The organism is Oceanobacillus sp. AG (assembly GCF_009746545.1).
Classification (GTDB): Bacteria; Bacillota; Bacilli; order Bacillales; family Amphibacillaceae; genus Oceanobacillus; species Oceanobacillus indicireducens.
The window spans coordinates 95,518-108,728 of sequence record NZ_WOWT01000010.1 but is presented as its reverse complement, the minus strand read 5'-3'; the positions used below and the strand labels follow the sequence as shown (position 1 = coordinate 108,728).

Genomic DNA, 13,211 nt, shown 5'->3' with positions numbered 1-13,211 from the left:
TCAGACCTGATGGATGCTTTTTCTATGATATAATAGAGAGTGACAACCAATCAGTAGAGGGTGGTTAACATGTCTACGCTGAAGCCAACAGGGAGAAGAAGAGTAATCTTTCACATAGACATGAATAGTTTTTATGCATCTGTTGAAATGGCCTTCAATCCGGACCTGAAAGGAAAACCTGTCGCTATTGCAGGAAAGCCTGAAGAACGAAAAGGGATTATCGTAACGAGCAGTTATGAGGCAAGGGCAAAAGGAGTTCGGACAACTATGACGGTTTGGCAAGCGAAGAAACTTTGCCCAGAACTTATCATCTTGAAGCCGAATTTTGAACGGTACCGGGCTGCTTCAAGTGAAATCTTCCGGATGATGTCTGAAATTACCCCACTTGTTCAGCCTGTATCGATTGATGAAGGCTACATAGATGTGACGGACGTGGAGGGTCAAGGTACTCCTATAGAGATTGCTCGAAATTTACAAAAGCGGATATTAAATGAACTTGATTTGCCATGCAGTATCGGTATTGCCCCGAACAAATTCTTAGCAAAGATGGGTTCAGACCTCAAGAAACCCCTTGGTATAACCATTATCCGAAAAAGGGAGTTGCCCGAAACGTTGTGGCCACTTCCCATTGATGAAATGTATGGTGTGGGGGAAAAGACGGCGGAAAAATTAAAAGCGATTAAAATTCATACGATTAAAGATTTGGCGGAAGCAGATGTTTATGAGTTACGGCAATTGCTTGGCATCAACGGGGAGCGATTGATCAATCGTGCAAACGGCATTGATAATCGGGAAGTCGACCCCGATGCGATTTTTGATTTCAAAAGTATCGGCAATTCACAAACTTTACCATACGACACGACGAACCTTCAAGAGATTCACTACTTGCTTGATAAGCTTTCTGAGAAGGTCATTAGCCGCATGAAGCGAAAGGAAGTCGTGGGGAAAAGTGTGCAAGTTATGATTCGTTATCATGACCGGAAGACGGTTACGCGTAGCAGGAAATTGGATACATATATCGATGAGAAGGCGGATCTCCTGCCAATAGCGGTTGAGTTATTCGAGCAGCATTGGAATGAGCAACCCATCCGGCTATTAGGAGTGACCGCTCAACATCTAGAAGATAAGCGTAATGTTGGGGAGCAGCTTGATTTATTTACGTATGAAGACGCGGTGAAAAAAGAGACGTTAAAGCAGACGGTAAACCAACTTGCAGATAAATTTGGCGAGGACACATTTAAGGCATTACCTAATAAAGTAGACAATGAATCCAACGAATTCAGAACAAGCTTTCAAAAAGACTTCCTCGATGACTTTAAAAAATAAACGAAATCCGCAGCCCCGATTCCTTTGCACTGCGGATTGTTGGTAGCTTATTTAGTTACCGTTTATTTCATGATTCTTTTCACAACTGAAGTGTTTAGCTTGCTTCCTGGGTAACGGAACGGGAAGTCGAATTTGGTTGTTTGTTTAAGGATGCCTTTTTGGTGGGTAAATGTGTCAAAGCCGTATTGACCGTGATAGGCTCCCATTCCACTTTGGCCAACACCGCCAAACGGCAGGAACGGATTGCCTAAATGATAGACAGCATCATTGATGGCCCCACCACCAAAGGAAATAAACTCAATGACCTGCTGTTGAATTTTTTCATTTTCTCCAAAGTAATAGAGAGCTAGCGGCTTTTCTTGTCGCTTGATTGTATACAAGGCATCTTCAATATTGGAAAAGGAAAGAACAGGGAGAAGTGGCCCGAAAATTTCTTCTTGCATAATTGGATCATCCCAGGTCACTTTATCCATCACAGTCGGCTCGATTAAACGCGTGTCAGGCGCAAAACCTCCGCCATGAATAACTTTTTCCTGATCAATAAAATTTACTAACCGGTTGAAATGTTTCTCATTAATTATTTTTGTATAATCCTCATTGTATAACGGATGCTTTCCAAATAAGGCTTTAATCTGTTTCACGAGTGCTTTCATAAATTTAAATTTGACGTCATCATGAACATAGAGATAATCCGGGGCTACACACGTTTGTCCCGCATTAGTAAATTTCGCCCATGTTATTCGTTTAGCTGCAAGATTAACATTGGCGTCAGAATCGATAATTGCTGGACTCTTTCCGCCTAATTCAAGCGTGATCGGTGTTAAATGTTCACTTGCGGCTCTCATTACTATTTTTCCAACGTTCGCACTACCGGTGAAGAAGATATAATCAAACCTTTCTTTCAGAAGTGCTTCTGTTGTTTCTACACCACCTTCAACAACGTCAATTAAAGAAGGGTCAAAGGTATCTTGTATGAGCGCACGCAGCAATTGGGATGTTGCTATTGCATGTTCGGATGGTTTAATAATGACACAGTTTCCAGCTGCAAGAGCCGCAATTGCGGGTGCGAGTGCAAGATGTAATGGATAATTCCATGGCGATATAACTAGTACAACCCCGTATGGTTCTTTCATTATATAGGATTTCGATCCTTTATGTGATAATGGGGACGGGACTTTTTCCGGAGTCATCCACGTTTTTAAATTTTTCAATGTAAAATCAATCTCGGAATATAAGAAGCCTAATTCTGTCACAAAGGCTTCATGTTTTGATTTATTTAAATCTTGTTTTAAAGCGTAATAAATCTCTGTTTCATTTTCTTTGAGCATTTTCCTTAATTTTAATAAACTTTCTTTGCGGTATTCAAAATCAGTGGTGTTCCCATGGATAAAGAAGGTTCGCTGATTTTCTATTAATTCTTGGATACGATTCATTTTTTCTCTCTCCTACTGTGTAACCCTCATTCATTACCTAATTTGATGATGATAAAAATCGTTTGCAAGCTCTGTGTCTCGAAAAACTTCTCGAGCTTCCTTTAATAAATCCTCATAATCTGCTAACTGGTAACGTGACGAAATATGAGTCATGATTAATTGTTTTACGTTACCTTCTTTCGCTAGGGTTGCGGCTTGCTTCGTTGTACTGTGAAAGTATTGAAAAGCTAAATCTTCCTGCTCCGCGTTAAAGGTGGCTTCATAAATGAGCACATCAGACCGTTCAACAAAAGAAGTAAAACTTTCCCGATAACGGGTATCTCCCATAATCGTAATGATTTTCCCAGGTTTATCTGGGCCGAGGAAATCTTTGCGATAGAGTATACCATAGTCTTTCGTATTAATATATTCATTACTTTTAATTTTACCGTATAACGGTCCCGCTGGTATTCCTTTTGCTTGTAATTTGTCTACAAGTAACTCCCCAGGGGAGTCTTTTTCGACAATTCGATAACCGAAGCTCGGGATTCCATGATCCAGTTCTTTTACATAAATTGTATAGTTGTCTTCTTTAATAACCGTCCCATCTTTAATTTCTTTAATCGTTATCGGATAGTTCAAATGGGATTTGCTGATTCGCAGTGCTGTTACGATATAATCACGTAAACCCTGTGGCCCGTAAATTGTGACAGCATCATCTCCTCCTTGGAAGGAGCGGCTACTTAACAGGCCAGGGAGACCGAAAATATGGTCGCCATGTAAATGGGTAATGAATATTTTGTTTATTTTCCTCGGTTTAATCGAAGTGTGTAAGATTTGGTGCTGGGTTGCTTCTCCGCAATCAAATAACCAGATTTGATTCTCTTCTTGCAGAAGGTGTAGGGCAATAGCCGACACGTTCCTGCTTTTCGATGGAAGACCTGCGCCAGTACCAAGAAATGTAATTTCCATGCGATTTCCTCCGAAACAAATAGTTTACTTATTAATCCAACTTCCGTATTCTTAGACAGCTAGGTATACCTTTACTTTCAGCGTAAGTGCAACTTTCTACTTTCTCCTGGGGGTCCGCAGTCCAGACACCTCTCGCTTTCCGCAGGCGGCTGGTGAGCCTCCTGCTGGAGTCTCGAGGTGTCTGGACTGCTCCGAGGAAAGGCCTGACTTAGAACACTATTATTTAACAGGTACGATGTTTGCTCATTGGGAGGAGATAATTTCCATTCAAAGTAATCATCCCTACCAGTTCAGTTGCCCGGTGGACGGTGACTCCTGCGGGAATAGCACGAGTCCGGAGACCCCTTAGTGCTCAGCCTGAGGTAGACTAAGTTCGCCATGTCCTGTGCGTCGAGGCTTCGGCTGTGCCCGCGGAAAGCATTCGTCCACCGGGCAACTGAACGGCGATTAGAGCGCTAAATTAAATAAACGAGCAAAATACTTACGCTGAACGAAGGTGATAGATGGTTTATTTAAAATTATTCCGGATGTGATGTGCTTTATCCGGGACGTCGGTAATGATGCCGGAACAAGCGAGTTTTAGGCATTTTTTTATTAAGATCGTCCGATTTACAGTATAAACCCGAAGTTGTATGTTTGCAGCTTTACATGCCCTAACTAAGGATGGGGTGAGTAAGGTATGTTTAACATGCAGAGAGCTTGCTCCTAATTCCTTGGCATACCCCACAAGATTAGGATGTTTCCTTGAACGGAGCAGGGCAACGTCTAATGTCTGATCAAGTTGCCTCATCCGTTTGACGCTTTCCGGGTTAAAACTCGATATCGTCGTATGCTTCTTAACATTATAGTTCCGTATTGCGTCAAGAACTTTAATTTCAATTTCTTCATAGGCTATCTTATTATTTTTCAGTTCTAAGTTTAAGTGTAACGGCTTATCACATGCCCACTCTAAGAATTGATCAAGTGTCAATATGCGGGTACCTTTGAACTTAGGTGCAAAATAAGCGCCAGCGTCCAAATTCAGTAGTTCTTCTAATCGATGATCTATAATAAAACCTCTTCCATTCGTCGTTCGCCGGACGTCTTCATCATGAATCAGAACGGGGATGCCATCTTTTGTTAATTGTACATCGGTTTCAATTCCTTCCGCCTCCATCTGATAGGCGAGCTCGAAAGCGGGCATCGTATTTTCCGGGGCATAGTTACTTGCTCCGCGGTGAGCGAATATCATCGTCTGCAAGTGATCCATCCTTTCGAAACATTGTAGGTTTAGACCCGATGCTGCTCATAGATATTTCGTTTTGTTTGTTCTTTTAATTTTTCATACATTTCTTCAGATAATCCAGTAGTTAAATCAACCTTGGTATTTTCTATGACTTGCTCTGTCGTACTCGCACCAAAGGTAATTGTTGTCACGGCAGGGTGTTGTAAGACATATTTTAAAGCCAATTCGTTCATTGGCATACCTTCAGAGAGTGCGGCAATATTTTCAACTGTTTGCAGCAGCTCGGTCTGGTTATAATCGAGAAAACCTTTTGCAGCTTTCTTCGTAATATTTTCTTTATAATATGTACTCAGCATCCCTTTCGCTAGTGGCCCTCTTGCTACTGCACTAATATTGTTATCATCCAGCTGCTTTAATACACTTTCTTCCGGCCGGCGGTCAAGCAAGCTGTATTGCAGCATGACACCATCGATGGAAGATTTTCTCACATATGCATCAATTACATTAGGACGGATGGAGGAGATACCGTAAGCTCGGATTAATCCTGCTTTTTTCAGTTCTTCCATTGCTTCAATCGTTTCGTCTATTGGATCCTCCATCGTTCCGCCATGAAGCATGAAGAAGTCAATATAATCGGTCTGGAGTCGTTTTAAGCTTTCTTTTGCAGCCTGCATGATATATTCTTTAGACGGGTCCCAGAACCAATCCTTCGTTTCTTTTGAAAAGTGGTTTCCAGCTTTCGTAGTGAGAATCACATCTTGTCTTCTATCTTTAATAATTTCTCCGATAATTTCTTCATTTAATCCGAAATCATATAAATCAGCTGTATCGAGATGATTAATCCCTTGTGCTAATGCGGTACTGATAATTTCTTTTGCTTTATTTTTGTCTTGTCCAAGGGACATACAACCGAGGGTAAGCTCGGATACATAAATATCTGATTTCCCTAATTGATTCATTTTCATGTCTTGCACCTCACTAGTTTCAAGTTAACTCTATTATAAGGAAGATTCGTGACATACGCCAATCAGTTACTAGTTTTAATAATTAAATATATGATAAAATGGTGAGACATACAAGGAAATAAAGGAGATTATAATGAAAAATTTTGAAGAAAAAACAATTCATACAGAAAAAATATATGAAGGAAAGATAATTGATCTGCAAGTCGATGATGTCGTTTTACCAGATGGTGAAAAAGCAAAAAGGGAGATTGTCAAACATCCTGGTGCAGTGGCAATTATACCGATTACAAAGGATAAAAAAATCGTATTTGTGAAACAATATCGTAAACCGCTTGAAAAAACATTAGTAGAGATACCGGCAGGGAAATTGGATGATAATGAACAACCACTTGCAGCAGCGATACGCGAGCTGGAGGAAGAGACGGGTTATACGACGAAAGAACTGAATTTCGTCACATCTTTTTATACATCACCTGGCTTTGCAGATGAACTTATCTATATTTACATTACGGATACATTGGAAAAGTTGGAGACACCAGTTCAAGGAGATGACGATGAGTTTATCGAAATCATTGAATTGACACTGGATGAAGCGAAGCAGTACGTCGAAGAAGAAAAGATTCATGATGCGAAAACAAATTATGCCATTCTCTACTTACACGCTCTTGGGAGGATGTAATGAACTTATCATCGTATTTTGTAGATTTGCATATTCATATCGGCAGGGATTACAATAATCGACCGGTGAAGATTACAGGAGCAAAGACACTTACCTTATCCAATATTCTAAAGGAAGCAGATGAAAAGAAGGGATTGGATATGGTTGGTGTGATCGATTGCCACGCCCCTGCCGTACAAGCTGAAATTCAGGAATTGATCGATACGAAGCAGGCTAAAGAATTGAAAGATGGTGGAATCCAGTTCAAACAAGTGACATTGATTCTAGGCTCAGAGATCGAAATCTATGATGAAAATTGTAAAGGACCGATCCATGTGCTTTGTTTTTTCCCGACTCTAGCAAGTATGAGCGCCTTTACAGCTTGGCTAAGGGAACGGATGACAAATATTAACCTCAGCTCCCAAAGGTATTATGGTTCCGCAAAGGATTTACAGTATAAAGTAAAAGAGTTATCCGGCTTGTTTATTCCGGCCCATATATTCACCCCATTTAAGAGTTTATACGGAAAAGGGGTGCAGCAGTCACTCCGGGAAGTATTAGATGACTCATTAATTGATGCAGTCGAGCTAGGTCTTAGTTCGGACACGTATATGGTTGACGGGATTGATGAGCTTAATCCTTATACATTTTTAACGAATTCTGATGCCCATTCATTAGGGAAGATGGCGAGGGAATATCAGGAAGTGCTTATGAAAACACCGAGTTTTAAGGAGCTTTACTATGCAATCCATCACGTCAAAGGAAGAAAAATAGTTCGTAATTATGGAATGAATCCACTTCTTGGAAAATATTATCATACGGTTTGTAAAAAATGTTTACACCCTGCGCCTAAAAATGAACCGTGCAGTAACTGCGGCTCCCTACAGCGGATAAATGGTGTGAAGGAACGGATTGATATGTTAAAAACGAATGAATATTCTCGTGAACGTCCAACCTATGTACACCAAGTTCCGCTTGACTTCATCCCTTCCTTAGGTGCGAAAACGTACGCAAAACTATTAAAAGCATTCGGTACAGAAATGAATATCATTCACCGGGTGAGTAAAGAAGAATTGGAAGAAGTCGTCCCTGCTAAACTGGCCGAGATGATATTAGCAAACCGGAATGGAGAATTGCAAATAGCAGCAGGTGGTGGCGGTAAATATGGTAAAGTTGTTGCCAGTGAAACAGATTCCAGCAATTAAACTCTCTTCTTTTTCAAGGGTGAATCTAGTAATAAGTTCTATTTAATTATAGACCCTCATAGCATAATTATAGAAATATGCGAAGGAGGGTCCACATGCAAGAATTTAAATTACGGTTCGCCAACCATATACGAACTTACGCTATCATCTATTTATTCATGTGCATTTTGCTGTTAACGGGAATCATCTTCGGTGCACTCCTCGTTAACAGCATGAATTTTATCCAGAAACAGGACTTGTTTTTTTATTTGGAACGTTTTTTCAATCATACGTTAGACGAAAAAGATGTGGACCGCTTTATGGTATGGAAAGATAGCTTTTATTTTCACTTGAAATATCTTTTGTTATTATTCGTACTGGGTCTTTCTGTGATTGGCTTGCCGGTTATTTGGATTTTATTGTTCATTAAAGGCTTAGTCATTGGATTCTCTGTTGGTTTCATCGTTAATCAGCTAGGTTCAGAAGGTCTTTTGTTTTCAACTTTAACGATAGCCCCACATAATTTAATTGCCATTCCAATCTATATATTTGCCGGCACAATGGCGATGATCTTTGCGCTGTTCAGTTTACGGAAAATATTTTCGAGAAGAAATGTTGATTCGCTTTGGCAACCATTTGTCAATTACATCGTCATATTCTCAATCCTGATTATCGTATCAATCGGCGCATCCTTCGTTGAAGTTTATATTTCCGGTGGTTTGATGGAGACGCTAATCAAATCATTTTACTTATAATCGAACCTTCTTTATAATTATTATTAATATAAAGTGATAGACTATACTTTGACACGCTTACGAATGGTGCCTATAATAAAGTTGGGATTATGAGGGAGGCGAACAGGGAATGGAACATCGGATTGAACAAATTAAAAAACAACTCCATGCACAGAATTATAAATTGACACCGCAACGAGAAGCAACCGTTCGGGTATTAATAGAAAGAGAAGAAGATCATCTAAGTGCGGAGGATGTTTATTTATTAGTTAAAGAAAAATCGCCTGAAATTGGTTTAGCGACTGTCTACCGAACATTGGAGTTATTATCTGAACTGAAGATTGTCGATAAAATAAATTTTGGAGATGGTGTCTCTCGCTATGATCTTCGTAAAGAAGGCGCTAAACATTTTCATCACCATCTAGTTTGTATTGAATGCGGCTCTGTTGAAGAAATTGTTAATGATCTATTAGAAGATGTTGAAAAAATTGTTGAAAATGATTTCGGTTTCCAGGTGATGGATCATCGTTTGACGTTTCATGGAATTTGCAAACAATGCCAGGAATCAGTAGTGAAAGTACAATAATCAATGCAAAGAACGGCTTTGTCCAAAAACGGGATGAAGCTTTTTTTGTGTATAAGAAACTATAAAATAAAAATGCTATGATCCAACTCCATATATTCGGTCAGACTGTAATTTACAATTGAACTGAAAAAGGGTAAATTAGACATTATAGGGGATGAGAACGATGTTACATAATGAACTGGAAGATTTTTTGCATTTTTTACAAATTGAAAGAGGTCTAGCGGAAAATACGCTGACCTCCTACAAGCGAGATTTAAAAAATTATATAAAACATTTGGAGAAAGAAGCAGCTAAAACGAACTGGAAAGAAGTTTCACGTAACGATATTATACAGTTTCTCTATCATCTAAAGGATAACGGGAAATCAACTGCAACCATTTCCCGGCATATTTCTTCTATCCGCTCACTCCATCAATTTTTAGTCAGGGAGCAAATCGTCGCACAAGATGCTAGCCTCCATATTGAAAAGCCGAAGAACGACCGCACGTTACCAGACGTCTTAGCGCAAGAGGAAATTGATAAGCTTCTTGAAATAAATGATGACACCCCGCTAGAATTACGAACGAAAGCGATGCTCGAATTATTGTATGCAACAGGTTTACGGGTGACGGAAATGATTGAACTGAAAACAAATGATCTGCATCTTATGATGGGATTTGTGCAATGCTTCGGCAAAGGATCCAAAGAACGTATCGTTCCATTGGGAAATACAGCAATCCATGCGATTGAAGACTATTTAGAAAACGCTAGACCGAAGCTTGTTAAAGGACAAAGTACGCAAACACTTTTCGTCAACCAGCATGGAAGACCGTTATCACGACAAGGATTTTGGAAAATCCTCAAGAAAAAAGCACTAGAAGCTGGTATTAAGAAAAATATTACACCACATACTTTACGCCACTCCTTTGCCACCCATTTGCTCGAAAATGGCGCTGATTTACGGATCGTCCAAGAAATGCTTGGTCACGAGGACATCTCCACCACGCAAATCTATACACATGTTACGAAGAAAAGACTGAAAGATATGTACAAAGCATATCATCCAAGAGCTTAACTAAACGCATTAAGCCCTTATTCCATTCAAATGAATAAGGGTTTTTTACTGTATAAAACCCTCCAAATTGGGCATCCTAGTTCCATACTATATTTTGGAGGTAAATCTATGAATAAAAGCAGTATTCTTCTAACAGTTATCTCGTTTTTACTATTTACTAGTTTCACCCCACTACTTGCAGTTCATGCAGCTTCAAAGGAGGAAAATCAGCCGGAACTCGCGGAGGATGCCAAGTCAGCAATCTTGATTGAACAGGACACTGGCACCATTTTATTTAATAAGAATCCTCATGAAAAATTACCACCCGCAAGTATGACGAAAATCATGACCCTTTTATTAATCATGGAAGCGATCGATGAAGGGTCCTTATCACTCGATGAGAAGGTGCGTGTGAGTGAAAATGCTGCGTCTATGGGTGGATCGCAAATTTTCCTTGAGGCAGGGGAGGAAATGTCGGTTACAGATCTTTTGAAAGGTATTGCAATAGCATCAGCAAACGATGCGAGTGTAGCACTTGCTGAACGGATTGCGGGAAGTGAGCAAGCTTTTGTGAAAGCGATGAATGAAAAAGCGAAATCCCTAGGTCTAGAAAATACTAACTTCCAAAACACTTCCGGACTACCAGCAGATGATCATTACAGCACAGCTTATGATATGGCAATGATGGCACGCGAACTGCTAAAATACGAAAAGATCACAGAATTTACTTCGATTTATGAGGACTACTTACGGAAAGATACTGATAAGGAATTCTGGCTTGTCAATACAAACAAACTCGTCCGTTTTTACCCTGAAGTGGATGGATTAAAAACAGGGTACACGAGTGAAGCGAAATATTGTTTGACTGCAACTGCCAAAAAGGATGACATGCGAGTTGTTGCTGTCGTTTTAGGATACGAGAGCTCGAAAGCGAGAAATGCTGCTGTTTCCTCAATGCTTGATTATGCATTTAATCAATTTGAAACGGAAAGGCTTTATGAAGAAGGCGAGGTCATTACCGAAATTACTACGCTAAAAGGTGACAGAAAAAAAACAAATATCATCACTGCATCCCCGATAAGCACGATTCATACGAAGGGTCAAAAGCTTGAAGATTTAACAACAGAATATGAATTGATGGACGATATCAGTCTTCCAATTGAACAAGGGGACAGAATTGGAACACTTTTGATTAAAAATGGTGAAGAAATTATAATCGAATCTCCGGTGACCGTAGAACACCCAATTCATAAGGCATCTTTTTTCACCTTAATGAAACGGTCTTTACAGGAAGTGGCTGTTTTTGAATAAGGGTCGAATAAACGGTTATTCTGACTAGTTTTGTCGTCATGCAGGAATTAGACGAAGGAATAAAGAAACATAGATTAAGGAATTAAAGAGGAGGAGATTAATTTGGGATTACAATCCTTATTTTCCGTGAAGGAGGATGTACTAATTGTCAGACTGACGGGAGAACTGGACCATCATACAGCTGAAACGCTTCGAAAAGAGTGGAAAGACATGCTTTATAGTCGTCCTGTAAAACATGTTATTTTAAACTTGGGTGGAATCTCATTCATGGATAGTTCTGGTTTAGGCGTTATTTTAGGCAGATATAAAGAAGTATTACAGCTTGGTGGTGAAATGGTCGTTTGTTCTGTTACACCAGCGATTAATCGCTTGTTTGAAATGGCTGGGTTATTTAAAATTATCCGTCTTGCTGAAAATGAGGAAAATGCTTTGGAAACCTTGGGGGTGGCATCATGAAAAATAGTATGCAATTGGAATTTTTGAGTGTTAGTGAGAATGAAGCCTTTGCGAGAGTAGCTGTTGCAGCATTCATCGCACCATTAGATCCTACGGTTGAGGAAATGACAGAAATGAAGACCGTTGTTTCTGAAGCGGTAACCAATGCGATTATTCATGGTTACCAGAATGAACCTCATCATTTCATTAAAATCTTTTGTTCAATAGAGGATAATGAAGTTAAACTTAGAATTGAAGACAAAGGATTAGGTATTGACGATATTGAAGAAGCCCGTGAACCGCTCTATACATCCAAACCAGAACTAGAACGCTCAGGTATGGGTTTTACGATTATGGAAAACTTTATGGATAAAGTAGAGATTGTTTCCCGTCCCGGTGAAGGTACGACGGTAGAGATGTCAAAGCAATTAATAAATAATAAAACGGTTTATAATTAGGATGAAAGCCAATGGATCTTAATACAAAACCAAAGTCAAATAAGCATAAGCTTACGAATGAGGAAGTTAAAGAACTACTTTTCCAAAGCCAAAATGGCAATAAAGAAGCAAGGGATTTCTTGGTGGAGCAGAATGTTCGGCTCGTTTGGTCCGTCGTGCAACGCTTTATCAATCGGGGGTATGATCCGGACGATTTATTCCAAATCGGCAGTATCGGTTTAATCAAATCCATCGATAAATTCGATTTAACCTATGACGTACGTTTTTCCACTTACGCCGTCCCGATGATTATCGGTGAAATTCAGCGGTTTATTCGAGATGACGGGAGCGTAAAGGTGAGTCGGACGTTAAAGGAAACAGGGAATAAAATACGGAGAGCGAAGGATGCCTTGACAAAGGAACTGGGCAGATCCCCTTCTGTAAGTGAACTTGCGCAGGAGTTGGATCTTTCCGTAGAAGAAATCATTCATGCTGAAGAAGCTGCAAGGACACCGCAATCAATACATGAAACGGTTTTTGAAAATGATGGTGATCCGATTACATTGCTAGATCAGATTTCAACGGAGGATACGAAGTGGTTTGAGAAAATTTCCTTGGAAGAAGCGATTCAGCATTTAGATGAAAGAGAGCGATTAATTGTTTATTTGCGGTATTATAAAGACCAGACCCAGACGGAAGTAGCAGAACGTCTAGGAATCTCCCAAGTCCAAGTATCACGAATTGAAAAAAAGCTCTTACAAGAGATAAAAGAATACTTAGGAATCTAAACATACCCCCAGCATGGATATCGGGATCCTTGCTGGGGGTATTTCTGTTGATTGTATAAGAAACTATAAAATAAAAATGCTGTGTCCGAAATTGTTTTTTGGAGGATAAAATTCAATCGAAATACTCATACTAAGCAAAATGCTC

Annotated in this window: 14 protein-coding genes; 10 read left to right on the top strand and 4 right to left on the bottom strand. The window is 39.7% G+C overall.

Annotated features, from left to right (window positions below; translation table 11 throughout):
- Positions 1-69: 69 nt before the first annotated feature.
- A complete protein-coding gene (locus GN217_RS06895) occupies positions 70-1,326 on the top strand; it encodes a DNA polymerase IV (protein WP_370459741.1) in 1,257 nt (418 codons plus the stop codon).
- A 62-nt stretch (positions 1,327-1,388) separates the two neighbouring features.
- Here the strand turns inward: GN217_RS06895 and GN217_RS06890 are convergent, their stop codons facing one another.
- The 4 genes from GN217_RS06890 to GN217_RS06875 form a co-directional block, all read right to left on the bottom strand.
- Positions 1,389-2,759, bottom strand: coding sequence for an aldehyde dehydrogenase (locus GN217_RS06890; protein WP_156855944.1), 1,371 nt, complete (start codon positions 2,757-2,759; stop codon positions 1,389-1,391).
- Between the two features lie 33 nt (positions 2,760-2,792).
- On the bottom strand, positions 2,793-3,710 hold the full coding sequence (gene rnz, locus GN217_RS06885; protein WP_156855943.1) for a ribonuclease Z: 918 nt from the start codon (positions 3,708-3,710) through the stop codon (positions 2,793-2,795).
- A 508-nt stretch (positions 3,711-4,218) separates the two neighbouring features.
- Entirely contained in the window at positions 4,219-4,941 is a 723-nt protein-coding gene (locus GN217_RS06880; RefSeq protein WP_336251572.1) for a glycerophosphodiester phosphodiesterase, read from the bottom strand.
- Between the two features lie 38 nt (positions 4,942-4,979).
- On the bottom strand, positions 4,980-5,900 hold the full coding sequence (locus GN217_RS06875) for an aldo/keto reductase (protein ID WP_156855941.1): 921 nt from the start codon (positions 5,898-5,900) through the stop codon (positions 4,980-4,982).
- A 133-nt stretch (positions 5,901-6,033) separates the two neighbouring features.
- On the opposite strand from GN217_RS06875, the gene GN217_RS06870 reads away from it, so the two are divergent.
- The 9 genes from GN217_RS06870 to sigF all read left to right on the top strand — a co-directional run bounded on the left by GN217_RS06870 (position 6,034) and on the right by sigF (position 13,066).
- Positions 6,034-6,579 (top strand): NUDIX hydrolase, encoded by a 546-nt coding sequence (locus GN217_RS06870; RefSeq protein WP_156855940.1) that lies wholly within the window; start codon positions 6,034-6,036, stop codon positions 6,577-6,579.
- Positions 6,579-7,763, top strand: a complete 1,185-nt coding sequence (locus GN217_RS06865) for an endonuclease Q family protein (RefSeq protein WP_156855939.1) — start codon at positions 6,579-6,581, stop codon at positions 7,761-7,763. Before GN217_RS06870 ends, GN217_RS06865 begins: the two co-directional genes overlap by 1 nt.
- Positions 7,764-7,858: 95 nt before the next feature.
- Positions 7,859-8,497, top strand: a complete 639-nt coding sequence (gene spoIIM, locus GN217_RS06860; protein WP_156855938.1) for a stage II sporulation protein M — start codon at positions 7,859-7,861, stop codon at positions 8,495-8,497.
- A 109-nt stretch (positions 8,498-8,606) separates the two neighbouring features.
- A complete protein-coding gene (fur, locus tag GN217_RS06855; protein ID WP_156855937.1) occupies positions 8,607-9,062 on the top strand; it encodes a ferric iron uptake transcriptional regulator in 456 nt (151 codons plus the stop codon).
- Between the two features lie 163 nt (positions 9,063-9,225).
- Positions 9,226-10,116 carry a site-specific tyrosine recombinase XerD gene (gene xerD, locus GN217_RS06850; protein ID WP_156855936.1) on the top strand — a complete coding sequence of 297 codons (891 nt, stop codon included), beginning with the start codon at positions 9,226-9,228 and terminating at the stop codon, positions 10,114-10,116.
- 108 nt (positions 10,117-10,224) lie between these two features.
- On the top strand, positions 10,225-11,406 hold the full coding sequence (locus tag GN217_RS06845; protein WP_156855935.1) for a D-alanyl-D-alanine carboxypeptidase family protein: 1,182 nt from the start codon (positions 10,225-10,227) through the stop codon (positions 11,404-11,406).
- A 102-nt stretch (positions 11,407-11,508) separates the two neighbouring features.
- Positions 11,509-11,862 carry an anti-sigma F factor antagonist gene (spoIIAA, locus tag GN217_RS06840; RefSeq protein WP_229782628.1) on the top strand — a complete coding sequence of 118 codons (354 nt, stop codon included), beginning with the start codon at positions 11,509-11,511 and terminating at the stop codon, positions 11,860-11,862.
- Positions 11,859-12,299 carry an anti-sigma F factor gene (gene spoIIAB, locus GN217_RS06835; RefSeq protein ID WP_156855933.1) on the top strand — a complete coding sequence of 147 codons (441 nt, stop codon included), beginning with the start codon at positions 11,859-11,861 and terminating at the stop codon, positions 12,297-12,299. The genes spoIIAA and spoIIAB overlap by 4 nt, the downstream gene beginning before the upstream one ends.
- Positions 12,300-12,310: 11 nt before the next feature.
- Positions 12,311-13,066, top strand: a complete 756-nt coding sequence (gene sigF, locus GN217_RS06830; protein ID WP_156855932.1) for an RNA polymerase sporulation sigma factor SigF — start codon at positions 12,311-12,313, stop codon at positions 13,064-13,066.
- Positions 13,067-13,211 lie beyond the last annotated feature (145 nt).

Bases quoted from the DNA above. Each gene is read 5' to 3' on its own strand.
- GN217_RS06895 (WP_370459741.1), top strand. From the start codon at position 70: ATGTCTACGCTGAAGCCAACAGGGAGAAGAAGAGTAATCTTTCACATA.
- GN217_RS06890 (WP_156855944.1), bottom strand. From the start codon at position 2,759: ATGAATCGTATCCAAGAATTAATAGAAAATCAGCGAACCTTCTTTATC.
- rnz (WP_156855943.1), bottom strand. From the start codon at position 3,710: ATGGAAATTACATTTCTTGGTACTGGCGCAGGTCTTCCATCGAAAAGC.
- GN217_RS06880 (WP_336251572.1), bottom strand. From the start codon at position 4,941: ATGATATTCGCTCACCGCGGAGCAAGTAACTATGCCCCGGAAAATACG.
- GN217_RS06875 (WP_156855941.1), bottom strand. From the start codon at position 5,900: ATGAAAATGAATCAATTAGGGAAATCAGATATTTATGTATCCGAGCTT.
- GN217_RS06870 (WP_156855940.1), top strand. From the start codon at position 6,034: ATGAAAAATTTTGAAGAAAAAACAATTCATACAGAAAAAATATATGAA.
- GN217_RS06865 (WP_156855939.1), top strand. From the start codon at position 6,579: ATGAACTTATCATCGTATTTTGTAGATTTGCATATTCATATCGGCAGG.
- spoIIM (WP_156855938.1), top strand. From the start codon at position 7,859: ATGCAAGAATTTAAATTACGGTTCGCCAACCATATACGAACTTACGCT.
- fur (WP_156855937.1), top strand. From the start codon at position 8,607: ATGGAACATCGGATTGAACAAATTAAAAAACAACTCCATGCACAGAAT.
- xerD (WP_156855936.1), top strand. From the start codon at position 9,226: ATGTTACATAATGAACTGGAAGATTTTTTGCATTTTTTACAAATTGAA.
- GN217_RS06845 (WP_156855935.1), top strand. From the start codon at position 10,225: ATGAATAAAAGCAGTATTCTTCTAACAGTTATCTCGTTTTTACTATTT.
- spoIIAB (WP_156855933.1), top strand. From the start codon at position 11,859: ATGAAAAATAGTATGCAATTGGAATTTTTGAGTGTTAGTGAGAATGAA.
- sigF (WP_156855932.1), top strand. From the start codon at position 12,311: ATGGATCTTAATACAAAACCAAAGTCAAATAAGCATAAGCTTACGAAT.